The organism is Paenibacillus chitinolyticus (assembly GCF_045038035.1).
Taxonomy (GTDB): domain Bacteria; phylum Bacillota; class Bacilli; order Paenibacillales; family NBRC-103111; genus Paenibacillus_F; species Paenibacillus_F chitinolyticus_A.
This window is the reverse complement of sequence record NZ_CP173427.1, coordinates 3,430,458-3,453,156: the sequence shown is the minus strand read 5'-3', so window position 1 is coordinate 3,453,156 and position 22,699 is coordinate 3,430,458. Positions and strand designations below refer to the sequence as shown.

The 22,699-nt window shown below is 54.7% G+C and carries 20 protein-coding genes and 1 riboswitch; of the genes, 17 read left to right on the top strand and 3 right to left on the bottom strand.

Annotated features, from left to right (window positions below; all coding sequences use genetic code 11):
• Positions 1–44 precede the first annotated feature (44 nt).
• Positions 45–488, top strand: a complete 444-nt coding sequence (locus ACI48J_RS15395) for a DUF6376 family protein (protein ID WP_405079092.1) — start codon at positions 45–47, stop codon at positions 486–488.
• 146 nt (positions 489–634) lie between these two features.
• Here the strand turns inward: ACI48J_RS15395 and ACI48J_RS15390 are convergent, their stop codons facing one another.
• Positions 635–1,417 (bottom strand): helix-turn-helix domain-containing protein, encoded by a 783-nt coding sequence (locus ACI48J_RS15390; RefSeq protein ID WP_405079090.1) that lies wholly within the window; start codon positions 1,415–1,417, stop codon positions 635–637.
• A 113-nt stretch (positions 1,418–1,530) separates the two neighbouring features.
• On the opposite strand from ACI48J_RS15390, the gene pyk reads away from it, so the two are divergent.
• From pyk to ACI48J_RS15325, 13 genes are all read left to right on the top strand, one after another.
• A complete protein-coding gene (pyk, locus tag ACI48J_RS15385) occupies positions 1,531–2,946 on the top strand; it encodes a pyruvate kinase (RefSeq protein ID WP_405079089.1) in 1,416 nt (471 codons plus the stop codon).
• A 169-nt stretch (positions 2,947–3,115) separates the two neighbouring features.
• Entirely contained in the window at positions 3,116–4,927 is a 1,812-nt protein-coding gene (locus ACI48J_RS15380; RefSeq protein WP_405079087.1) for a hypothetical protein, read from the top strand.
• 142 nt (positions 4,928–5,069) lie between these two features.
• Positions 5,070–6,986 (top strand): ATP-dependent DNA helicase, encoded by a 1,917-nt coding sequence (locus ACI48J_RS15375; RefSeq protein WP_405079085.1) that lies wholly within the window; start codon positions 5,070–5,072, stop codon positions 6,984–6,986.
• A 104-nt stretch (positions 6,987–7,090) separates the two neighbouring features.
• Positions 7,091–7,293: riboswitch (cobalamin riboswitch) on the top strand.
• A 97-nt stretch (positions 7,294–7,390) separates the two neighbouring features.
• Entirely contained in the window at positions 7,391–8,572 is a 1,182-nt protein-coding gene (locus ACI48J_RS15370) for a FecCD family ABC transporter permease (RefSeq protein WP_405079083.1), read from the top strand.
• Positions 8,569–9,375: an ABC transporter ATP-binding protein gene (locus tag ACI48J_RS15365; RefSeq protein ID WP_405079082.1), complete on the top strand. Its 807-nt coding sequence runs from the start codon at positions 8,569–8,571 to the stop codon at positions 9,373–9,375. The genes ACI48J_RS15370 and ACI48J_RS15365 overlap by 4 nt, the downstream gene beginning before the upstream one ends.
• Before the next feature lie 5 nt (positions 9,376–9,380).
• Positions 9,381–10,388 (top strand): ABC transporter substrate-binding protein, encoded by a 1,008-nt coding sequence (locus ACI48J_RS15360; protein ID WP_405083239.1) that lies wholly within the window; start codon positions 9,381–9,383, stop codon positions 10,386–10,388.
• A gap of 232 nt (positions 10,389–10,620) precedes the next feature.
• Positions 10,621–11,535, top strand: a complete 915-nt coding sequence (locus ACI48J_RS15355; protein WP_405079080.1) for a hypothetical protein — start codon at positions 10,621–10,623, stop codon at positions 11,533–11,535.
• A gap of 81 nt (positions 11,536–11,616) precedes the next feature.
• Positions 11,617–12,354, top strand: coding sequence for an ABC transporter ATP-binding protein (locus ACI48J_RS15350; RefSeq protein WP_405079078.1), 738 nt, complete (start codon positions 11,617–11,619; stop codon positions 12,352–12,354).
• Positions 12,347–13,093 (top strand): ABC transporter permease subunit, encoded by a 747-nt coding sequence (locus ACI48J_RS15345; protein WP_405079077.1) that lies wholly within the window; start codon positions 12,347–12,349, stop codon positions 13,091–13,093. Before ACI48J_RS15350 ends, ACI48J_RS15345 begins: the two co-directional genes overlap by 8 nt.
• 14 nt (positions 13,094–13,107) lie before the next feature.
• Positions 13,108–14,586 (top strand): ATP-binding protein, encoded by a 1,479-nt coding sequence (locus ACI48J_RS15340; RefSeq protein WP_405079075.1) that lies wholly within the window; start codon positions 13,108–13,110, stop codon positions 14,584–14,586.
• A complete protein-coding gene (locus ACI48J_RS15335; protein ID WP_405079073.1) occupies positions 14,583–15,269 on the top strand; it encodes a response regulator transcription factor in 687 nt (228 codons plus the stop codon). The genes ACI48J_RS15340 and ACI48J_RS15335 overlap by 4 nt, the downstream gene beginning before the upstream one ends.
• A 291-nt stretch (positions 15,270–15,560) precedes the next feature.
• A complete protein-coding gene (locus tag ACI48J_RS15330) occupies positions 15,561–15,860 on the top strand; it encodes a KGG domain-containing protein (protein WP_405079072.1) in 300 nt (99 codons plus the stop codon).
• Positions 15,861–16,169: 309 nt separating this feature from the next.
• Positions 16,170–17,411: an MFS transporter gene (locus ACI48J_RS15325; protein ID WP_405079071.1), complete on the top strand. Its 1,242-nt coding sequence runs from the start codon at positions 16,170–16,172 to the stop codon at positions 17,409–17,411.
• A 135-nt stretch (positions 17,412–17,546) separates the two neighbouring features.
• Here the strand turns inward: ACI48J_RS15325 and ACI48J_RS15320 are convergent, their stop codons facing one another.
• Complete coding sequence (locus tag ACI48J_RS15320; RefSeq protein WP_326054679.1) at positions 17,547–18,443, bottom strand: LysR family transcriptional regulator; 897 nt, start codon at positions 18,441–18,443, stop codon at positions 17,547–17,549.
• Positions 18,444–18,606: 163 nt separating this feature from the next.
• On the opposite strand from ACI48J_RS15320, the gene ACI48J_RS15315 reads away from it, so the two are divergent.
• From ACI48J_RS15315 to ACI48J_RS15305, 3 genes are all read left to right on the top strand, one after another.
• Complete coding sequence (locus tag ACI48J_RS15315) at positions 18,607–19,359, top strand: SDR family NAD(P)-dependent oxidoreductase (RefSeq protein WP_405079070.1); 753 nt, start codon at positions 18,607–18,609, stop codon at positions 19,357–19,359.
• Between the two features lie 168 nt (positions 19,360–19,527).
• Positions 19,528–20,505: a GNAT family N-acetyltransferase gene (locus ACI48J_RS15310; protein ID WP_405079069.1), complete on the top strand. Its 978-nt coding sequence runs from the start codon at positions 19,528–19,530 to the stop codon at positions 20,503–20,505.
• A 151-nt stretch (positions 20,506–20,656) separates the two neighbouring features.
• Positions 20,657–22,303, top strand: coding sequence for a prolyl oligopeptidase family serine peptidase (locus ACI48J_RS15305; RefSeq protein WP_405079068.1), 1,647 nt, complete (start codon positions 20,657–20,659; stop codon positions 22,301–22,303).
• A 64-nt stretch (positions 22,304–22,367) separates the two neighbouring features.
• Here the strand turns inward: ACI48J_RS15305 and ACI48J_RS15300 are convergent, their stop codons facing one another.
• Positions 22,368–22,607, bottom strand: coding sequence for a hypothetical protein (locus tag ACI48J_RS15300; RefSeq protein WP_009672440.1), 240 nt, complete (start codon positions 22,605–22,607; stop codon positions 22,368–22,370).
• Between the last annotated feature and the right edge of the window lie 92 nt (positions 22,608–22,699).

The window sequence follows — 22,699 nt, the reverse complement described above, 5'->3', positions numbered from 1 at the left end:
CCCGATATACGTTATAAACCGAAACAAAAGGAGGCCTTCGATTCATGAAAATCAGACTCGTCCTTGCGGTTTTGGCCGTTTTGATGCTACCGGGTTGTTCGCTTCTGGACGGCGTGAGCAGCACCTTGAACTACGGGGATGAAGCGAAAACGTATCTTCAGGAAGCGGCCGCTTTCGCCGAAAACCTGCCCGCCGCCGCCCAGGAAGCCGTAACCGATCCCCAGGCGGGGGAGAAAGTGAAAAAAGAACTGGAAACGATGAGAGAGAATATTTCCAGTTTTAACGGACTGGACGCTCCGGGCTTCGCCGAAGACCTGCATAAGCAGATCGTCGGGTACAACGAAACGATGCTGGGCACGATTAACGGACATCTGGAGCAGCTTAACAGCCAGGTGCTCGATTATAAATCGCTTCTCCAGTCCCCGGTGATTCAGCAGGTGAACGAAATGAAGCAGCTTACCGAGAAGATCCAGAACTTGGGTCAGTAAAAATAAGTTAATCTCCGCCCTCTATCTGCGAAAAAAAGGCCGGAACCCATACATATCCAAGCCCCTTGAGGGCTTTTTTTGTTAGGCGCGGCACATTTGCCGGTCGCCCGCCCGCCGTGATCTTTCGAATCATCCGCACCCGCGGGTCAATTCCTCGGCGGCCTTTCCTTCATATAAGAGGAAGGGGTGCGGCCGGTCGTTTTTTTGAAAATCCGCTGAAAATACGAAACGTCCTCATAGCCGACAAATTCGGCGATCTCGGCGATCGTCAGCAGCGAATCCATTAGCATATAAACGGCTTTTTTCACGCGCACGGCATGGACATATTCGCTGATGGTTTGCCCCGTGACTTTTTTGAAAAGAGCGGCGGCATAGTTGGGGCTTTTCGAAATAAATTCGCCCAGCTCGTCTTTCGTCACTTTCTTGCGGTAATGGTCGCGGATATACTGCTTCATCCGTTCCGCATGTTTTCCCGTTTCGGACGAAACCGCCGCTTGATCCGCTTCACGGCTAAGCAGAGCGAGCATTTCCAGGAGAATGGCTTGTCCGCGAATTGCCGCGTACGGTTCGTTCTCCTTCCAATCGGAATAGCATTTGCGGGTCTGCTCAAGCAAAAATTCGGCCATGCCGGAGCGGATTTTTATCCACGGTTTGCTAAGCAGCGGAAGCTCGTGATCGGAATCCGTAATATGGAAGCTTGCGACATATTTGTTGTGCAGGAAGGTCGGAATGCTTTTGCCGTAGTAAGATACGCCCTCTCCGATCAGGAGAAGGTCGCCTTGCTCCAGCATAATTTTGTCGTTTCCGATCCAGTACAGGCAGCGGCCGTAGCTCAGCATGATGAACGAAGCGGCCGCACTGCCGCCGGGCCCGCTTTCCTCGTACCATTCCGCCAGCCGGTCGTGCCGGATGTTTGTTAATTTGATCATGGTTCCCTCTTCATAGAACGTACTATAGTACAATTGCAATACTATAGTTCATTTTCTCTCGAACGGAAACGAATTACAATAGGGACAATCAAAGAAGAGGAAGGACCGATCATATGCGGAAGACAAAAATTGTTTGCACCATGGGGCCCTCATGCCGCTCCGTCGAGGTATTGAAGGAATTGATCGCAGCCGGAATGAACGTGGCGAGAATTAACATGGCTCACGGTGAGCTGGAGGATCACAGCCTGCAGATCAGCCGGATCCGTCAGGCGGCGAAAGAAACGGGCGCTATCATCCCGGTGCTGATGGACATCAAAGGACCGGAAGTACGGATCGGCCTGCTCAAGGAAGCGTCGTGCGAAGTAAAAGCGGGGGACTTCCTCACGCTGACAAGCGAAGAAATCGCGGGAGACGGCACGCGCATCTCGGTCAATTATGCCGAGCTGCCGCAAGTCGTGAAGGCCGGGGACAAAATTTTGATCGACGACGGGCTGATCGAGCTGAGAGTCGTTTCGGCGGCGGGAACGGAAGTGTCGTGCGAAGTGATCAACGGCGGCGTCATCAAGCCGCGCAAAGGGGTGAACCTGCCGGGCGTGCATACGACGCTCCCCGGAGTCACGGAGCGGGACATCCGCCATATCGAATTCGGCATCCGCGAAAAGATTGAAATCATCGCCATGTCCTTCGTGCGCAAAGCGGAGGACGTGCTTACGGTCCGGCAGCTGCTGGAGGATCAAGGCTGCGGTCATATCCAGATCATTTCCAAGATCGAAAACCAGGAAGGCGTAGACGAGCTGGAAGCCATCGTCGAGGCTTCGGACGGAATTATGGTGGCACGGGGCGACCTGGGGGTTGAAATTCCGGTCGAAGATGTTCCGGTCCTCCAGAAAGTGATGATCGAATCCTGCAACCACGCGGGCAAACCGGTTATTGTCGCCACTCAAATGCTGGATTCGATGCAGGTCAACCCGCGGCCGACCCGGGCCGAGGTGAGCGACGTCGCGAACGCCGTTCTACAGGGCTCCGACGCGATCATGCTGTCGGGCGAGACGGCCGCCGGCAAGTATCCGGTCGAATCGGTGCGCACGATGGCCACGATCGCCAAGAAAGCCGAGGGACTTTACATGGAGGAAACCGGCCGTCAGCAGGCGGACGTTCCCGCACAGGTCAATGTGACGGAGATCATCAGCCAGGCGGCTGTCCGCGCATCCGAGGCGATCGGAGCGAAAGCGATTCTGACGCCGACGATGAGCGGGTATACCCCGCGGATGGTGTCCAAGCATAGACCGAAAGCGCCGATCATCGCCATTGCGCCTAACGACGAGGTTTTGAATAAGCTCTGCCTTCTGTGGGGCGTGCTGCCCGTGAAAGGCGAGTTTGTACAGACGACCGACGACATGTTTCAGGCCGCGGTATCCAGCGGCACCGCACAGGGGCTGCTGCAACCTGGCGATTACACCGTGATCACGGCAGGGGTGCCGATCGGCAAGACGGGAACGACGAATCTGATTAAAATCATGCAAGTGTAGAAGGAAAAGCCTCCCGGCGACGGGAGGTTTTTTTGCAAGCGATGGACGTCGTTCGTCCTGACGCTCTTTTATGGTCGTGATAAAGACATTGTATCCGCTTTCTGTCACGCAACTTTTTCCAAATTATGGAGTCTGAAAAGTAGAACGTCGGAAAGGTGGAAAAGTTACCATGAAAACGGCATTTCTGCTGGTCTTCCTTCTTGCGGCTAGCACGATCTCCACTTCCGTTCCGGAATCGGCTTCGGGAATAAGCTCTAAGCAGGCTTTATCTATCGCCCAGAGCCATGTTCCGGACCGGAAGGCGGAATGGAAAGTCGGCTTGACGCGGCATGTTCCCGAGCTGTCCGGAGAGGAAGCCGGGCAAGGAGGGGTGTCTAACGGACACGCGGAGGAACGGAAGATTTGGCAGGCGGAAGCGAAATTCGAGTCCGGAAACAAGGAAGTCTATTACATCGATGCGTCCAGCGGCAAGCTGCTGAGCTTGTCCGAGATTGAGGCTCCTGCAAGCGGCCTGCGCTTACTTCCCGCTGCGCTGGAAGCGAGGCTGCTCGCTCAGCCGTCTTCTCAGGAATCCGGCGTGTCAGCTTCGGGAGCCACTGGAGTTTCGGGCTCTCTGAACGTGAGCCTGAAAGAGAAAAAGGGAGGATTTCGGCTAAAACTGGCCGAAGAGGAGAATACGACGGCAACTGTGATGCAGTCTCTCGTTTCCCCCGGTAACGGTAAAACCGTCCTGCACCTTGTCCGGAGGACATCACCGGCCGAAGGAGGAACCCGGTACCGGCTGGATCTCGTAGCCGTGCAGCCTGCGAAGAAGACGTTTAAGGTGTTTCTGTTTGCCGATCTGCGGATGAGCGACACCTATTCGGCGGATACGCTGGCCATGGGGTACGGATTCCGGGACGATTCACATGTCGTTATGATCCAGCCTGTCGGGAAGGCGGACGGCGCAGGAATCGGCTACCGGATCGTTTCACTGGACGTTCAGAACGGACAGATTCGCGAGCTGGCCGCTAACGTCCCGCCCGATCTGTCCCCCGATTTTCTGGCATCCGGCTGGTTAAACGCGGACGGAAGCAAGCTGTACTTGAACAGCTACCGCGGGGGCAAGCTGTGGATCGCGGATCTTGCGGGCGGCGGCGTCAAAGCGCTTGACGGAACCTTCAGCCACACGTGGCCGCTGTTCCGCTTGTTCAGGTCGCCGGACGGGGAGCGTTTCTGGTACGAGAAGGACGGTTACCGGCTGTATGACGGCAAAGGCGTGCAGTTGTCCGACTTACCGGCGGATACCGGTCTGCATTCGAACCCTGCGTTGAAATGGAGTCCGGACAGCCGCTACGCCGCTTACGAGTATACGTTCAGCAACAGCGAAGAGAACGTGATAGGCGGAGAAGATTACAAAGTGATTGCTCCGCAGGGTATCAAGATTTTCGGGCGGGACGGAAAAGCCGTATGGAGCGCCGACGCGCGTGAGCTGAATAACGGAGACCGGCTGGAGCTTCGCGGTTGGATCGGCGGCAGCGGCGAAAGCCTCGGCGCGGCCGTCCTTCGCAGCTATACCCTGGAACGCGCCGTAGACCGCGAGCCTAGGAAAACGGACTCGGTCTATCACCTCGTGCAGCCCGCTACGGGAAAGCTTACGAAGTTAAGCGCGGCGGGGCTTGCCGATTTGCATCACCCGCAGGCCGTCACCGACGGCTCCGGTGCGCTGATGCTGGTGGATGCAGGGAACGCCCTGTATACGCTTGTCGGCGACGAGACGAATTCCGAGCGGACGGTGAAGCTGCTTTCCGCCTCTGAACCGCAGCGGCTTCTCTGGGCGGAAACGGATTCCGCCAAAGGCAGCGTGACGATAACCGCGTATGACATCGCGTCGAAAAAGGCCCGGACAACCGAAACGAAAGATCTGTCGGGCGGGGACCTGCAAGCGGCCGGTGAAGAATATGTGATCGATTCCGGGCTTGTCTACCAGAAACTTCAATGACGGAACGATAAAGACTGAACGTTAGAATCCGCCTACGGGCGGATTTTTATTTTGCGCTTCTAAGAAAAGGAGGATTCGCAGGGGGATCTTTTGCGGTATAATGGACAGATGTACGTAACGATGATGTGGAGGCACGGCCAGATTGAGAAATTATCCATTTGCATTTGATCCGACGAAACCATTTATTCAGCAGGCAAGCGACTGGATTGCCGACGTGTTTTACGAGCTTCTGCCGGAAGCCGGTTTTGAAGTGAGAGACGAACAAATTTACATGGCGTTTCAGCTGGAGAGAGCTTACCAGGAGAAACAGACCATCTTTGCGGAAGCGGGAGTGGGAACCGGGAAAACGCTGGTGTATCTGCTTTACGCTCTTACGTATGCGCGTTATACGAGAAAACCCGCGATTATCGCATGTGCGGACGAGTCGCTGATCGAGCAGCTGGTCAAGCCCGAAGGGGACATCGCCAAGCTCGCCCGGCATCTGGATCTGACGATTGACGCCCGGATGGGCAAGTCGCAGCATCAGTACATTTGCCTGAATAAGCTGGACGACACGCGGGGCGGCGGTTCTGACGACGAGGAAGTCTTTAGCGAGATTTATCACGGTCTTCCTTCGTTCGTCCACTACCCGGACACGCTCCAGTCCTTCTATCCGTACGGCAACCGTAAGGAGTACCCTGAGCTGACGGACGAGCAGTGGGGACGTATCGGCTGGGACGTGTTCCAGGACTGCCTCGTTTGCAGCCAGCGGCACCGCTGCGGCCAGACATTGTCGCGCGAGCATTACCGCAAGTCCGCCGACCTGATTATTTGTTCTCATGATTTCTACATGGAACATGTCTGGACCTACGAGGCCCGCAAACGGGAAGGCCAGCTTCCTCTTCTGCCGGATCACAGCTCCGTCGTATTCGACGAAGGGCATCTGCTTGAAACGGCCGCGCAAAACGCGCTCACCTACAAATTGAAGCATTCGGTATTCGAAAGCATCGTCATCCGGCTTCTGGAAGGCGAGGTCAGAGAAACGCTGGCCCTGGCCATCGAGGAGGCCATCCTCCAGAGTGAAACGCTGTTCCGCGTGCTGGACGAGAGCAGTTATTCCGTCCCGGCCTCGGACCGCAAGGAATTCGCCTGGAGCGAAGAATTGAAGCGGGAAGTAAGCCGGTTCCGGCAGCTGATCGACGTGATCGAGGAAGAGCTCGTGTTCGAAAGCGGGCTGTCCACGCTGGACGATTACCAGCTCAAAATCGTCGAGGAGCACCTGGAAATGATTCAGCTTGCTTTAAGCTTGTTCGATAAGCCGGATCAGCTCATTTCATGGGTTACGGAGGATTCCGACGGAATCACCCTGGTCATCATGCCGAAAATGGTCAAGGAGATTTTAAGAGACCGCGTCTTTTCGAAAAAAATGCCGGTCGTGTTTTCTTCCGCAACCTTGTCCGTCAACGGCTCTTTCGACTATATGGCGGGCAGCCTGGGCATCGAAAGCTTCCTTTCGTTCTCCGTTCCTTCGCCTTACGATTACAGCGCCCAAATGAAGGCGAACCTGTATCCCGACAAGCCGGAAGAGGACAAGACCGGACGGGTTCTGGAACTGCTCAAGGAATCTGACGGTCGGGCGCTTATCCTGTTCCCGTCCCGCGAGGCGCTGGGCGTTTTCAAACGGAACATGACACGGTATCCCGAGTCGGCCGATTACCGGTTTTTGTTTGAAGGCTCGGCGGAAATCAGTCACCTCATCTCATCGTTTCAAAACGACGAGGAAAGTGTCCTCTGTGCGGTGACGCTGTGGGAAGGACTGGATATTCCGGGACCGTCCTTGTCCCATGTGATCGTCTGGGAGCTTCCGTTTCCTTCGGACGATCCCGTCTTTGCGGCCAAGCGGAAAGATTCGGCTCAGCCTTACGAAGACGTGGACATGCCCTACATGCTGCTCCGCCTGCGGCAGGGCATCGGGCGGTTAATCCGGTCGCGCGATGACCGGGGCATGGTGTCCGTTCTCGGTCATGATCTGGATAATCCTACGGTCAGAGAGCAGATCCAGGGCCTGCTGCCGGATTGAGCGGGATGGCAAATGTTGCCGATTCCTGACGTATCCGCTATGATAGACAAGATGCTTCCGGTCCGTATTTCGTATTTTGAGTAAAATACAGGTCGGACGATGAATTGAATAAACTCGGTACAGGTGCTTGCCGCTGAAATCTTAACGCGGTACAGCTTAATAGGGAAGTCCGGTGCAATACCGGCGCGGTCCCGCCACTGTAACAGAAGAGTCGCAGCAACCACAGTCACTGGTATCCGTACCGGGAAGACTGCTGCCGATGATGACGCTGATAGCCAGGAGACCTGCCTGTATCCGTAACACGAGCAACCTACGGGAGATAGGGAGGTGTTAGATGCGTTCTGTACTGAAATTACGAGCGTCTTTCCCTTTGTCTGCAAACGAAGGGGGAGGCGCTTTTTTGCATGGACAGCCCTAAAAATATCAACGGTCGAGGTGAGGACTTGCAATCGGTTTGCAATAAAGAAACGGTACGGGAGACCGGGGAGGCCAGGGGCGCCCGCCCCGCATCCGCAAAAAAATACGGGACGGCGCGCGCTCTAACCGCTTTTCCGCTCCTGCTGGGCGGCTTGTCTCTTCTTCTTGTGATCTCCGTGACGGCAGCCGTCATGCTCGGTTCCGTTCGGATCGAGCCCGTCACGGTCTGGAAGATCGCTCTGTCTCACATGCCGGGAATCGGCAGTCTGATCGAGCGGGATTGGACGAAAGCGCAGGAGCATATTATCTGGAACATCCGCTTTCCCCGCGTTCTGCTCGGTCTTGTCGTAGGAGCGGGCCTGTCCGCTGTCGGAGTAACGATCCAGGCGTTAATCCGAAATTCGCTAGGCGATCCTTACATACTCGGAGTATCGTCCGGCTCGTCGGTTGCGGCTACCCTTGTTCTGCTGTTCGGCGGCTTCTCGTTTCTCGGCGCTTACGCGTTGCCGGTTTCGGCCTTTATCGGCTCCCTCGTCGCGATGGCGCTTGTCTTTACCTTCGCCAAGGTGGGAGGCCGCATTTCGACCACCCGGCTGCTGCTTGCGGGCACAGCCGTTGCGAGCATGATGTCGGCGTTTACGAGCTTCATCGTCACGATGGCGCCGAACGCCCAAGGCATCCGCTCCGTCGTTTACTGGCTGATGGGCAGCCTGGCCGGCGCGAAGTGGGAATACCTCACCGCACCGGCTCTGATCGTGGTGTCCGGTATCCTTTTCCTGCTCTTTCAGCACCGGTCGTTGAACGCTCTTCTCGTGGGAGAAGGCGCAGCGGGAACGATGGGGGTCAATGTGCCGGCGTTCCGGACCTGTCTGGTGATCGTAACCGCGCTGATCACGGGAACGATCGTGTCCGTCAGCGGCTCGATCGGTTTTGTCGGCCTGATGATTCCCCATATCGTCCGGCTGGTGCTCGGCTCCGACCACCGCAAGGTGCTTCCGGTCAGCGTCCTTTTCGGGGCGGTCTACGTCATATGGGCCGACGTTCTGGCCAGGCTCGCGCTTGCGCCGGAAGAACTGCCGATCGGCATCGTTACGGCGATTTGCGGAGGCCCGTTCTTCATCTGGCTGCTCCGCAGAAGTTCGTACGCGTTCGGAGGTGCTTCTAAATGAACATGGAAGCGAAGCATCTCTCCTTGAGCATAGGAGCCAGAAAAATTCTCGACTCCGTAAACCTGGCCGTCCGCGAAGGCGAGTTTATCGGCCTGATCGGTCCGAACGGGAGCGGGAAATCGACCCTGCTTAAAACGGTCTACCGCGAGCTTAAGCCGGACGCGGGACAAGTGTTTCTGGATGAGCGGGAATTGCTGAATCTGCCTTACAAAAAAGCGGCCGAACTGATGGCCGTCGTCAGCCAGGAATCTTCCGTCGAGTTCGATTTCAGCGTGGCGGACATGGTTCTGATGGGAAGATATCCCCACAAGAAATGGTACGAAAGCGATACGGAAGCGGACCGGGAAATATGCTTCCGGGCCTTGGAAACGGTCGGGCTCGGGCCTTTCGGAGAACGCAGCTTCGCGACCTTGTCCGGCGGAGAGAAGCAGCGGGTGCTTATCGCCCGGGTGCTGGCCCAGCAGGCGAAGTTTCTGATTCTGGACGAGCCGACGAACCACCTGGACATCCGTTACCAGCTGCAGATCATGGAGCTTGTCCGCTCGCTGGGGATCACGACGCTTGCCGCCCTTCACGATCTGAATATGGCGGCTTACTATTGCGACCGTCTTTACATCATCAGCGAGGGAAGGATTGCGGCGGAAGGAACGCCCGCGGAGCTTCTCGTCCCTGCTGTTCTCCGGGACATATTCGGCGTTCACGCCGAGGTGAACCGGCACGCCCTGACAGGCAAGCCGGTCATTACGTACTTGCCGGAATCTTTTTATAACGCCGGACTAAAACAGACGGAGGAATCCTTTTGAATTCTATGAGATCTCTTAAACATACTTTATTCTTATGCCTGGCTCTTGTCTGCATGGCCGCTATAAGCGCCTGTTCCGCTTCCGATTCAACCAAAGAACTTGTACCGAGAGGAGCTGCGGAGTCAGCGGGCACACCGGCGGCAGCCGTAGAACTTGACAATATGGGGCAGAAGCTTCATTTTTCGGAAGCGCCCAAACGGGCCGTGACTTTAAATCAGCATGCTACGGAAGTGATGCTTGCGCTTGGCTTGGAGAAAAATATGGCCGGCACCGCATACCTGGACGATCAGATCCTTCCGGAGCTGCGGGAAGCTTACAACCGGGTTCCCGTTCTCGCCAAAACATATCCGTCCAAGGAAGTTTTCGCGGAGGCCGCTCCGGATTTTGCCTATGCGGGCTGGAAAAGCGCGTTTACGGAGAAAAGTCTGGGCACCCGGGAAGAACTCGCCAAACAGGGGATTCAGACTTATGTGCAGGAATCTTCCAATAAAGCCGCTCCAACCTTGGAAGATGTATACCGGGATATTTTGAACATCGGCCGCATTTTCAGGGTGGAGGCCAAAGCGAATGAGCTTGTGGACGGCATAAAGCAGCGTTTGAAAGACATTCAGGAGCAAATCGGCACGGTCGGGACTCCTCAGAAGGTGTTCATTTACGACAACGGCGAAGACAAAGCTTTTACGGCGGCCAACACCTACATTACGAGCCTGATCAACATGATCGGCGGCAAAAATATTTTCGACGATATTCAGAAAAGTTGGGTCGAAGTCAGTTGGGAAGAGGTAGTCAGCCGCGGCCCGGATGTGATTGTCATTATGGATTACGGCGATACGCCGGTAGAGAAGAAGAAAGAGCTTCTCCTGGGCAAAAGGGAGCTGGCCGATATTCCGGCGATTAAGAACAAGCGCCTGCTCGTTCTCCCTCTGTCGGCCGCTTCCGAAGGAATCCGCGCCCCGATCGCTCTGCAGACGCTGGCGGAAGGGTTGTATCCGGATAAAGTACATAAAAAATAAGCCTTCTTTTCCTATCCGATTTTGTGTGGCGCCGTTAAAAGCCGTTTGGCCGGATGGAACGGAATGAAATGAAATGAGCCCCTGCGAAAGGGGCTTTTTTTATGCGATTAATCTGAAAAATGATCCCGGGAAAGTGATTTAAGAAAGTTTTAATAGATGCTTCATAAGGGGTTTATTTTTTTTGCCTATGATGACAGTGGAAGTTAAATACGATTGATTCAGGAGGATGAAGATGAACAAGAAATGGCTTGTGCTGGGAAGCGTAATCGGAATCAGCAGTCTTATGATGGTCACGACGGGAATAAGCGCCATGGCCGGAACTTCAGGGTACGACGCCTACAAGTCCGCGTTGAAGAACACCAAGACTGTCCATAGTGTGACTGTTCAGGCGGCAGGTTCTATGCGGGACAACGGGAATGTGGCCTTGAGTGCAAACGGGACGTTTAAAATGAGCCGTGAAGGCGGCTCGGCAAGCGGTGCGGGTGAAGTTTCCGCCGGAGGCGCAAAACAAGCGCTTCAATTTTACAAGCAGGGTGATCAAGCCATTTTCAAACCGGGAAGCAGCGATGTGTATTATGTAAAAGATGCGGCGGCTGAAACGCATAAGCGCTTTAAAGACTCCGCGGAGAAAGAAATGCCGCAGCAGGTGGAAACCGTGATCGACGCGCTGGTCGGCAATCTGAAAGATTATGTCGCCGTTGATGTGAAAGAGGACGGAAGCAAGCGCGTATCGGCGGAGCTGGACGGCGCTCAGCTGCCCGCTGTTGTTCAGGCGATTGCGCCGATCGTCATCAAGCAGGCGTCTAAGGAGCACGGAGAGTCGGAGAAGAAAGCTGACACGGCGGCCAATCCGTTCGGCAACGATTTTCTGAAGGGTGCCGCTCCCGAGCTGACCGATGATATTCGTCTGGAGAAGGTAGCCGTTAACGCGACGATCAGTTCTTCGAACTATATTCAGCACCAGGAGGCGGAACTGACCGTATCCGGCAAGGATGCCGGCGGCAAAGCTCATCAAGTCGTCGTACATCTTCAGGCGGATCTGTCCGGATACGATAGCACCACGCCGGATACGGTGGATCTGAACGGCAAAAACGTACAGCCGGTCAAGTCCGAGCACCGGAACAAGTGGCAGGGCAAAAACGGCTGAACCGGTCCCATATTGTTTCGTCCGCAGCCGATGGACCTGACGTCTGCCGGCTGCCGGGCGAGAAAGGAAGAGGTTATACGAATGCAACCTATTTTGGAGGTCAGCGGCTTAACGAAGCTGTACCGCGGTAGCGGACGCGGAATAAGAGAGGTCAGCCTGCGGCTGGAGGCCGGCGACGTCTATGGTCTGCTCGGCCCGAACGGAGCGGGCAAGACCACGCTCCTGAAGCTGATCACGGGTCTGGTCCGGGCCGACGGCGGCACGGTTACCCTGTTCGGCGCCGACAGGAACCTCCATCACGAGCAGGCGATGGCGAATGTCGGCTGCATGATCGAATCGGCCGACTTTCCCGATTTTCTGACGGCCTGGCAGTATCTCCGGCAGTCCGCACGCTTTTATCCGCAGGTGACGGGACAGCGGATAGAGGAGGTGCTGGATACCGTCGGACTGCTTCGGGTTCGGCAGGAGAAAATCAAAGGCTTCTCGACGGGCATGAAACAAAAGCTGGCGTTGGCGGCCGCCGTTTTGCCGAGGCCGAAGCTTGTGCTGCTGGATGAGCCCACGAATGGCTTGGATATCGAGGGAACGGTGGTGTTCCGAAGTCTGATCCGCAAGATGTCGGCGGAAGAAGGGACCTCGTTCCTTATTTCCAGCCATATGATCCACGAGCTGGAGCAGCTTTGCAGCCGGGCGGGAATTCTGGCCGGCGGCAGCTTGAGGACAGAAGCGGATGTCTCCGGTTTGGTGCTGGAAGGCGGGACGCTCGAAGATTTTTATATGAAAGAAATCCGGGAAATGGGGGAGCTTCAAGGTGCATAGATGGAAAGCGGGTTACGTGAACGAGCTTTATTTGCTGCTGTACCGGAAAAAGATCGGCATCTTCGGGGCGGTCTCCGTCCTGCTTCCTATTTTGTTTGCCGTCTCGTTAAAAGCGCTTGAGCCCGTGCTTGGATTGATGGTCGTTAGCGGGTCTTTTCCGGTTCAAACGCTCGGTTTCTACACGGCGCTATGGGTTCCCCTCTTTATATTGACGCTTACGGGCGACCAGTTTCCTCACGAAGTCGCCTCAAGGACGCTTAAACTCGCTTTTCTGCGTCCCAATACACGCTTTCACGTATTCACCGCGAAAGTGGCCGCCCAGGGAACTGCCGTCGCTATCCTGCTGGTGCTGCTTTTTGCGGCTACGCTGCTGTGCGCGATGTTCACGGGAACGCCTTTGGGCTTAGCCGAAGGACTGTCATCCGCCAAAGCGTATGCGGCCGCGTTTGGCGCCATGCTTGCCCTGTCGGCTGTATTTGTTTTTGCCGCGCAGTTTTTCAAAAGCGCCAGCGGATTCGTCGTCTTCGGCATCGTTTTGTATGCGGCCGCCAAGCTGGCTCCTTTCCTTTTCCAATCTTTTCCGGCGTTCTCGCCCGTGTCGTACACGGATTGGCATTTGCTTTGGCTGAACGACGGGGTACCGGCGGGAAGACGGATCACGGCTGCTCTGTTTCTGCTTTCCAGCAGCCTCTTGTTTTTTGCCCTCGGTTATTATAAATTTGATCGAAAAGATGTGTGAACGGGGAAAAGCCTATGTCTATCCGTTTCAAGCTGCTGCTTTCGTATGCCGCGATGCTTGTTATCCCGCTCGTTATGATGCTCATAACGGCAATGCTTCTCGTCGTGGTGTTCCGCGGGGATTTGCAGTCGATCAAAGACCACTACGGCGAAGGCGAAGGCCGCTTCGAGAACCGCAGCATCGAGCGGCTGCTCAAAGAAATCAAACGCACGACGGAAATTGACCCCGAGGCATGGACAGATGCGTCTTACCTGGCGGAAATCGACGAGGAGCTGCAGCGGAACCAGTCCAATCTAATCCTGCGCAAAGGCGATGAGATCGTCTACGCGGCCGCCGCCTTTCCTTATCCGGAGCTTCTTAAGAAGCTGCCGGCATATGAGCGGCCGGGGAACGTGGTCATGTCCAAGCCCGAGCGGATCGGCAAGCAGCTTGTCGAAGTCGTTCATGCGGACTTTAAGTTTGAAGACGGTCAGAAAGGCAGCCTGTTTGTCGTGACGGCCGTAAGCCCGTTCGTTACTTTCGCCCGGAAGTTTTTCCCGATCCTGTTTATCGCTTTAATCGTCATTCTCATTCTTACGCATACGCTGCTGACTTATTTCGTTTCCAGAAGCATCATTAAACCGCTGAATACTCTGAAAGCCGCCATGAAGCGGATAGAGGCCGGCGATCTGGATTCGCGGGTCGTGCCTTCGGGCAGGGATGAAATCGGGGAACTCAGCGCGGCCTTCGAGCAGATGAGGATGAAGCTTAAAGCATCCATCCAGACGCAGCTTCAATATGAAGAAAACCGCAAAGAGCTTATCTCGAATATTTCCCACGATATCCGTACTCCGCTGACGGCCATACGGGGGTACGTTGAAGGGCTCGGGGACGGAATTGCGGATACCGACGAGAAACGGGAGAAATATATCGGCATTATTACCTCCAAAGCGGAGGAGATGGATCACCTGATCGACGAGCTGTTTTTATACTCCAAGCTGGATTTAAAGCGGCTGCCGTTCAATTTCGAGGCGGTCGATCTGCACGCGTTTATCGAAGATTTATCCTCGGAGCTGGAATTCGAGCTCGGTAAACAAGGCATCCGTTATTCGGCCGATATCAGGCTGAAACCGAATACGGAACTGGCGATAGACCGGGACAAAATCAAGCGCGTTTTCGTGAATATCGTCGATAACAGCGTCAAATATATGAATAAACCCGATAAACAGATCGGCCTGAAGGTTCTGGGAACCGGGAAGGAAGTCCGTATCGAACTGTCCGATAACGGCCGGGGCATCGACGCCGAATCTCTTCCGCATATCTTCGAGCGGTTTTACCGGGCCGACCCGTCGCGCAACAGTGATACGGGAGGCAGCGGCCTCGGTCTCGCCATTTCCAAGCAGATTATCGACGGCCACGGGGGCACGATCCGGGCAAGCAGCCTTTCCGACGAGGGCAGCTGTATTACGATCATACTTCCGATCCGAACGAATAAAGAGAGTGATTCCGTATGAAATCCATATTGATCGTGGAAGACGAGCGGCTGATAGCCGAGCTGCAAAGAGATTACTTGGAGGTTCACGGGTTTCAAGTCGAAATCGCGGAGGACGGGGAGAACGGACTGCGTCTCGGCTTGAGCGGAAACTACGATCTGATCCTTCTGGATCTCATGATTCCCCGCATCGGCGGCTTTGAGGTGTGCAGGAAAATCCGGGAAGAAAGGGACATTCCGATCCTGATGGTCACGGCCAAAAAAGAAGACATCGACATTATCCGGGGTCTGGGCCTCGGGGCCGACGATTACATCACCAAGCCGTTCAAACCCGCCGAACTCGTCGCCCGTGTGAAGGCGCATTTGTCCCGTTACGAGCGGCTGATCGGACCCCCGAAAAGCAAGGAGGTAGTGTCCATACGGGAGCTTGTGATCCATTCCGATTCCCGCCGGGTTTTTCTGCGCGGCAGTGAAATTACGCTGACGACGAAAGAGTTCGATCTGCTCTGGTTTCTCGCGCGCAACCCCAACCGGGTGTTCAGCAAGGATCATCTTTTCGAGAAGTTGTGGGGCATGAATTCACTCGGCGATTCTCAGACGGTTACCGTCCATATCCGAAAGCTGCGGGAGAAAATCGAACTGGACTCTTCGAATTCCGAGTATATCGAAACCGTATGGGGAGCGGGCTATCGCTTCCGCATATAGAATATCGGAGCAAATTGGAGCAGAAGCCGGTTGCGGGTCTGCTTTTTTGCTTTTTCGGAATCCAGACCGGGGAAAGCTCCGCCTTATTGCCGGCTTCTATTTTAAGCATGGCGTTTAAATTCCTGATCCTCTCATGTTCATGCTTCGGGAGGTCTGTTACGCGAGTGTGCCGAAATACCGCCGTGAATCGAAAACAGAAACCTTGTTTCAAAAAAATGACCAAGGGTAAATAAGACATAGGCAACGCCACAACGCCAAAAAATATTCAATACCTATAAGGAGTGATTCAAAATGGCACGTAATGACGACAACAAAATGAGCCGTGAAGAAGCAGGACGTATGGGTGGAGAAGCGACCTCTAAAAACCATGATAAAGATTTTTATCAGGAAATTGGTGAAAAGGGCGGCGAAGCTACTTCCCGCAACCATGACAAAGATTTCTACCAGGAAATCGGTCAAAAAGGCGGCGAAGCACGCGGCAACAGCGGAAACAACGGCAGCGGCGGCAACAGCGGCGACGGTAAAATGAGCCGTGAAGAAGCCGGACGCAAAGGCGGCGAAGCAAGAGCCCGCCAACGCGACCGCGAGTAATCATAAGTTAGATCACCGGACATGTAAAGTTCCCTATCATATAACCTTTGGAAAAAGTCCGCCGAAATCCCGGCGGGCTTTTTCAATTATAGTCAAACTTTAACCTTACTTTTTGGCAGTGGCCGTTTATAATGGAAAGCAATCTATTCAGGAGGTGTCGTTCATGCAGCAAAGCTCAAATGAAAAGCTCGCGCAGAAAAGTACAAACCAAATGTGGGGAAGACGGCACGTACGGTAAGCTTGACTATGAGCGGATAAGTCCATACACAAAAACGTGGCGTGCCGTCTGCCTGAAAGGCGGACCGATTCATGAATGTTCACGCGTCACAAGTTTATTTAAGATTAAAATTCGGCCTTGCGCTGGCCAACAGTGTCATGTTTACGACGTATGCGGTGTATTTTATCCAGACGCTGGGGCTGACACCGCTGCAGCTTCTGCTTGTCGGAACCGTATTGGAACTGACCGTGCTCCTGTTCGAAGGAATTACCGGTGTCGTGGCCGATACGTACGGCCGCAGAAAATCGGTCATTCTCGGAATGTTCGTGATGAGCGGCAGTTTTTTGCTCGAAGGCAGCGTAATAGCGGCGGGTGCTGCCGTACCCGTTATCTCGTTGTTCGTCTGGGTGCTTATATCCGAGGCTATCCGCGGATTCGGAGAAACGTTCCTCAGCGGCGCGGATACCGCCTGGTTCGTAGACGAAGTCGGTGAAGAACATGCGGGCCCGGTCTTTATGCGTGCGAAAAGGTGGACGCTGACCGCGGCTTTGTTCGGAATCGGAATCAGCGTGGGACTTTCTACGCTGGCTACGAACTTGCCGTTTCTGGCAGGCGGCGTCTTATATGCGGCACTGGGTGTATACCTCCTCCTTCACATGAAGGAGACCACGTTCGTCCGCCAGGAGCGGCCGCCGGGAAGCGGGCCGTGGACGGAACTTAAGTCTACCTGGCTCGCAGGGGCCAGAGAGATTTCCTCCCGGCCCGTCCTGCTGATGATGCTGGCGGTGACCGTATTCAGCGGCGCGGCATCCGAAGGCTACGACCGGCTGTGGGAAGCGCATCTCTTGAAAGAGATTACGTTCCCGGCCAACCTGCCCTTATCCGCTGCCCTCTGGTTCGGTCTCATCTCCGTCCTGACGATCCTGCTGAGCATGCTCGCGATGTGGATCGCCGAGAAGCGGCTGAATACGACGGATGAGCGTGTCGTATTCAAAAGCATGTTCGTGCTGACGGCACTGCGGATCGCAGCCGTTTTATCTTTCGCCTTCTCGCCGAATTTCGGCTGGGCACTGGTGTCTCTGCTCGCCGTAGGGGTTATCGGAACGGTGAGCGCTCCGCTTTTCGAGACTTGGCTCAATCTCAACATCGAGAGCCGGGCGAGGGCGACGGTGCTCTCCATGATGAGCCAATCCGATGCGCTCGGCCAGACCGCGGGCGGTCCGTTCGTAGGCTGGATCGGCAACCGGCTGTCCGTCCGGGCGTCGCTTACGACCGCCGCGGTCTTGCTGCTGCCCATCCTGTTCGTGTTCGGACGCGTTCTTCGCAGACGATAGCAACCCGTAGTAAACCGAAAGACCTATGTCCAAGGACATAGGTCTTTTTTGCTCGGAATAGTCGGTGCTCCCTCGAGAAAGATTCTCGTTGCGAATGGTCATACTGAAACAGGAAGTCTCTTAACATACGAAATACTACCGCCGCCTTTTAAGCTGCATTTTGAGCCGGTTGACGAACAGATGGGCGGCTTGGGAGTAGGGCTGTTCTTTGGGATGGACGCACCAAAGGTACGAGGGCCGCTCGCCCGGAAGCTCCGCGTTCACCATCACAATATCGCCGTTTTCGTAATCCGGGTTCCCGTAAAACGTGTAATCCGTTCCGAGAGTGACGGCGATTCCTTCCCGGACCGCTTTCATGATCGCGTCGATATTGTTGCTCGTGAACAGCACATTCACGGAATCGCCGAGCGTGGCGATAAACCGGGCAATATACTCGTCATGGTAAAGGACAAGCTGATGATCGGCCAACTGGTTCAGCGAGAGCGATTTTGCCGACGCCAAGGCGGAATGCCGGCTCACGCCGACGACCATGCGCCCTTCGACAAGCGGTTCGGCATGTAAACATGCGTTTTTTTCCAGAATCGTATCCGGGAACAAAATAAACCCGATATCGACCCGGTTATGGCGCACATCCTCGATAATTTCTTTGGTGCCCTTCTCGATCATTTCCAGCCGGATGCCGGGAAAATCTTTTTTGAGTTCCGTCAGCGTGTCGACGAGCAGAGAGACGGGGCCAGGAATCGTAGCCACCCGGAGCCTCGCGTTTTGCAGCTTTCCGTAGCTGGTCGCCTCCGCTTGCAGCTGATGGACCCCGCTTAGAATTACCGCCGCTTTGCCGAGAATCATTTGCCCTTCCGGCGTCGGAACGGCTCCCGTACGGGACCGGTTGAAGATGCGTACGCCGAGTTCTTTCTCCAAGAAAGATATCGAGCGGCTGATTCCCGCTACCGTCATATGTTTATTGTGCGCGGCCTGAGTCAACGTTCCCGCCCGGGCTACCTCTACGATGAATTCCAGCTGTTCCAGATTCATTCCGACGTCTCCTTGATATTAACTTTAAGTTAAGGTTAGTTAACTAATGTGAAATATAATTAATCTTGAGTATATGATACGATCTAATCAAGGTCAACGTGTGACAAAGCGCACACCACCGACAGATATACCAGTCGAGATTTTTTTGGAGGCGGAAACTTTTATGACAACCACTCAACGTGTAGCAGTAATTACAGGCGGCGCAAGCGGTATCGGCCGTCAAGCTTGTTTAAAATTCGCCCGCAAAGGCGACCGTGTCGTCGTGGCGGACTTCAATGAAGCGGGCGGTATGGAAACCGTCGAGCACATAAAAAAAGAAGGCGGAGAGGCGGTCTTCGTCAAAGTCGACGTTTCCAGTCAAGAAAGCGTGCAAGCTCTCGTAGACGAAGCGGTTGCCAAGTACGGCCGTATCGACGTGATGTTCAACAATGCGGGAATCGGCGGTGCCGGACCTGTTTTGACTCAAAATATGGATCTGTATCACAAAACGATCGCGGTCAATCAGCACGGGGTCGCATACGGTATTATGGCGGCAGGCAACAAAATGAGAGAACTTGGCATTAAAGGTGTGATCATCAATACCGCATCGGTCTTCGGCTTCCTTGCTTCTCCCGGAACTTTCGCCTACCATGCGACCAAAGGCGCCGTTATCATGATGTCGAAATCGGCGGCATTGGAGCTTGCTCCTCACGGCATCCGTGTCATTGCGATAGCACCGGGCGCGGTGGATACACCGATCATCCAAGGCTTCAAAGATAACGGCATGCTCGAAAGCATGAAAGCCAAAGTGATGGGCGGCGAGCTGACGAAGCCGGAAACGGTGGCAAACTCCGTCTATCTGCTTTCGCTGGAAGAAGCGGATGCCATTAACGGCAGCGTAGTCATGGTCGACCAAGGGTACGCATCGTTTAAATAAAAAAAATTTATCTTCCCTACCATCAGGCAAAAGTCTCTCTTCATCCGGAAGAGAGGCTTTTTTTATGAAATCCTCCATCCAAGTAAACTTTATGTAAAATCAATTTCACCCGTTTTTTGGGCGGCCTCGTGGTATGATTTGGGAAAACAGTCATTAAGGAGAAATGGAATGGTTATTACGATCCGAAACATGCGTATACCCGAAGACTACGAAGGGACGGCCGTTTTACTTAGTACCTTCTATTCGGAGCCGATTACGGTAGAGCGCATGCGAGAAGAGGATGCCGCGATTCCACAGAAGGGCGCTTTGACACGCGATGAGAACGGCAGGCTGACCGGCCATGACCGCCAGCGTCTTGTGGCCGTAGACGAGTCGGGCAAAATTATCGGCTACGGCTGCTCCTGGCGGGCTCCCTGGACGGCTCCGGGTACGTTGTACCAAAAGGTCCTCGTCGATCCCCGGGAACGGAAAAACGGCATAGGACGCGAAATTTACGCGAAGCTTGCAGCCTATGCGGACGAAAACGGCGCCGATAAAATCGTAGGCGAAGTCCGCGACGACGATTCGGATTCTCAAGCTTTCGCGTCCGGACGCGGTTTTGAGAGGGACCGTCACCAGTTTGAATCCCTCATCGAGTTGAACGGGCTGGCGCCTGAGGCAGATGGCGGACCGGCAGACGCGCCGGAAGGGATCAGGCTGACCACGCTGGCACAAGTACAGGGGGAGGAGATGGAGAAGCGGGTCTATGAGCTTTACCGGAAAACCTACCCCGACATTCCCGGCTCCGAGGGGGAATTTAAGTGGTACAGCCAGTGGCGCAAAGAAACCCTGGAACGGGAAAGCTTTGATCCGTCGCTGTTTCTGCTCGCTTTGGACGGGGACAAACCTGTCGGGGCCGCCGAGTTGTATGAAATGAAGGAAACCAACAGCGTTTATAATCTCTATACGTGTGTGGACGGGGACTACAGAGGAAAAGGCATCGCTCTCGCACTCAAACGCGCGTCTATTTCTTTGGCAAAAGAGCGGGACTACGGCTATATCCGGACGAACAACGACTCTCAGAATGCGCCGATGCTGGCCATTAACCGGAAGCTCGGTTATGTGCCTGTCCCGGGGTATTACCGCATGTTTAAAATTTTCGATTAAAACGTCTCGGAGCCTGTTTGAAGACCAACAAGGGCAGCTTACAATTTTGTAAGCTGTTTCCCTGTATTTTGTCATGGAAATCGATGGGACCTACCTCTGGAATCCGTTACGCTGAAAGCAACACGATACCAGTAAAGGGGTACAGCCACCGATGAAAACACAACCACCGCGTATGCTTACTGTCTTCTTGTCAGCGGCCATTATCGGCAGCTGCATACCTGCAGCCGCCGTGGCATCCCAGGACGGGAAAATCACGCAGACACTCGCTTCGCAGGTTTCGGCTGCCGGAGAAGACTACTTGCCGCTTCGCGCACTTTGCGAATGGGTAGGCATTCCCGTTGAATGGAACGAAGCCAAACGGACCGTAACGGCAGCCAAAGACAAGCATGTTCTTAGCTTCGTTCTTGCCAAGCCCGGTATGCCTGCGGCCGACCTGGAAGGCATACCTTTAGCGCCGGATGAAGTGGTTCTGTTTGACAGCACCGCTTATATTAAGCGGGAAACAGCCGTTAAAGCCTTCGGCATTGAAGCGGCTTGGAGCGGCGGAAAGCTGGAGATCGCGACCCGCGATCTCGCTGCAAGAGCCCGAGCCTTTGTAACGCAGCTTCAAAAAAACAACCGTGCGGGCACAGACGCCCTAACGAACGGTGCATTCCAGGAAGCCGGACTTCCGGAAGGAACGGTCCAGCTGGTTAAACAGCTTGCACAGCTTCCGATCACCCAAGAGCGGATCGAAAACAATGCAGTCCACCGGACTGTCATCCTCACCTCAGAAAGCCCGCAGATGAATTTCGATCTGGAGATCCGGTTCGACAAGGACGGTTATGTGGACGATTTTTATGCGGGGATGTCTTTCGCAGGGTATAAGGCGCCTTCGTACGATAAGCCCGGCGCTTATAGTGAGCGCAGGATGGTTATCGGAACCGGCGGCCATGCCGTAGAAGGCACCTTGACCGTTCCGGCCGGAACGGGCCCGTTTCCGCTGGTGATTCTCTTGCAGGGCGACGGGGAACTGGACCGGGACAGCACGGTTTTTGCCCACAAACCGTTCCGGGATCTCGCCGTCGGACTGGCGAATCACCAGGTAGCGACGCTCCGGATGGACAAGACGACCCGGGAGCATTTCGCGCAGCTTAACGGTCATTACACGATCGGGGACGAGTTTGTGGAACCGGTACTTGCGGCGGTCAAGGCGGTCCGTTTAGATCCGGACATCGATCCAGGCCGGATCTATGCGGCAGGCCACAGCCGCGGCGGCTGGATGATACCGCGGCTGCTGGCAAGGGACACGGATTCGCTCATCCAAGGAGCCATAGTGCTGGCGGGAGCCGATCCCCGCTACACGGAGATCGACTCTTACGAGCACGAAGAACTCGGCTGGATGATTCCGAAAGAACAGCTGGCCTATTACCGCGAGCAGCTAAAGCTGGTGAAGGCCGATTCTTTCGATCCCAAGTCGCCTCCGGCCGCTTTCGAGCTGCCGCCGAATCCATACTGGTGGCATGATATCCGCAGTTATTCACCAGCCGAAGAAGCCAAACTCCGCAGCGCAGCCATGCTGGTGCTGCAGGGAGAAGAAGATTTCCAGGTGCCGCTGGCGAGCCTGAATGGCTGGAAGGAAGTATACGCGGGGAACGCGGCCGTTACCTATAAAACGTACCCGAAGCTGACGCATTTGTTTACGGAAGGCAAATTGGAAAACGGCATCGGGAATTACAAGATTCCCGCGAACGTACCGGATATGGTTGTCTCGGATATCGCGGCTTGGATCAACGGCAGCGCGTCGGTTCTAAAATAAAACAAACAAAAAAAGCCTGGTGATCAGGCTTTTTTGTTTGCCGTAATTTTTGAGCGGCGGATGTTTAGTATTTCTGACTGTTATTAGACATATAAGCGATTGACCCGATGATGGTGCCCAACAGTACGAGGGCGACCGGAATGCCGATCAGTTCCATGATGGCAGCCTCTGTACCGCGGTATGTCGTATTTCCGACGACCATTGGAATTTCCAGCCCCAACACGTTTAGAATAAACACGATGACCCCAAGAATGACTCCCAGCAGAACAAACGGCTTTAAAAACCGGAAAATATATGCAGCCATTGTCAAACGCCTCCTTCACTTGCCTCTTTTTACTTTCTTAACCCCTTAGACGGCCTCCAAAAGGATACCCCTTCAAAATATGGGTGAGGTTA

What these genes read in the sequence shown, in the direction of transcription:
- ACI48J_RS15395 (WP_405079092.1), top strand. Translation starts at nt 45, where the DNA reads ATGAAAATCAGACTCGTCCTTGCGGTTTTGGCCGTTTTGATGCTACCG.
- ACI48J_RS15390 (WP_405079090.1), bottom strand. Translation starts at nt 1,417, where the DNA reads ATGATCAAATTAACAAACATCCGGCACGACCGGCTGGCGGAATGGTAC.
- pyk (WP_405079089.1), top strand. Translation starts at nt 1,531, where the DNA reads ATGCGGAAGACAAAAATTGTTTGCACCATGGGGCCCTCATGCCGCTCC.
- ACI48J_RS15380 (WP_405079087.1), top strand. Translation starts at nt 3,116, where the DNA reads ATGAAAACGGCATTTCTGCTGGTCTTCCTTCTTGCGGCTAGCACGATC.
- ACI48J_RS15370 (WP_405079083.1), top strand. Translation starts at nt 7,391, where the DNA reads ATGGACAGCCCTAAAAATATCAACGGTCGAGGTGAGGACTTGCAATCG.
- ACI48J_RS15365 (WP_405079082.1), top strand. Translation starts at nt 8,569, where the DNA reads ATGAACATGGAAGCGAAGCATCTCTCCTTGAGCATAGGAGCCAGAAAA.
- ACI48J_RS15360 (WP_405083239.1), top strand. Translation starts at nt 9,381, where the DNA reads ATGAGATCTCTTAAACATACTTTATTCTTATGCCTGGCTCTTGTCTGC.
- ACI48J_RS15355 (WP_405079080.1), top strand. Translation starts at nt 10,621, where the DNA reads ATGAACAAGAAATGGCTTGTGCTGGGAAGCGTAATCGGAATCAGCAGT.
- ACI48J_RS15350 (WP_405079078.1), top strand. Translation starts at nt 11,617, where the DNA reads ATGCAACCTATTTTGGAGGTCAGCGGCTTAACGAAGCTGTACCGCGGT.
- ACI48J_RS15340 (WP_405079075.1), top strand. Translation starts at nt 13,108, where the DNA reads ATGTCTATCCGTTTCAAGCTGCTGCTTTCGTATGCCGCGATGCTTGTT.
- ACI48J_RS15335 (WP_405079073.1), top strand. Translation starts at nt 14,583, where the DNA reads ATGAAATCCATATTGATCGTGGAAGACGAGCGGCTGATAGCCGAGCTG.
- ACI48J_RS15330 (WP_405079072.1), top strand. Translation starts at nt 15,561, where the DNA reads ATGGCACGTAATGACGACAACAAAATGAGCCGTGAAGAAGCAGGACGT.
- ACI48J_RS15325 (WP_405079071.1), top strand. Translation starts at nt 16,170, where the DNA reads ATGAATGTTCACGCGTCACAAGTTTATTTAAGATTAAAATTCGGCCTT.
- ACI48J_RS15320 (WP_326054679.1), bottom strand. Translation starts at nt 18,443, where the DNA reads ATGAATCTGGAACAGCTGGAATTCATCGTAGAGGTAGCCCGGGCGGGA.
- ACI48J_RS15315 (WP_405079070.1), top strand. Translation starts at nt 18,607, where the DNA reads ATGACAACCACTCAACGTGTAGCAGTAATTACAGGCGGCGCAAGCGGT.
- ACI48J_RS15310 (WP_405079069.1), top strand. Translation starts at nt 19,528, where the DNA reads ATGGTTATTACGATCCGAAACATGCGTATACCCGAAGACTACGAAGGG.
- ACI48J_RS15305 (WP_405079068.1), top strand. Translation starts at nt 20,657, where the DNA reads ATGAAAACACAACCACCGCGTATGCTTACTGTCTTCTTGTCAGCGGCC.
- ACI48J_RS15300 (WP_009672440.1), bottom strand. Translation starts at nt 22,607, where the DNA reads ATGGCTGCATATATTTTCCGGTTTTTAAAGCCGTTTGTTCTGCTGGGA.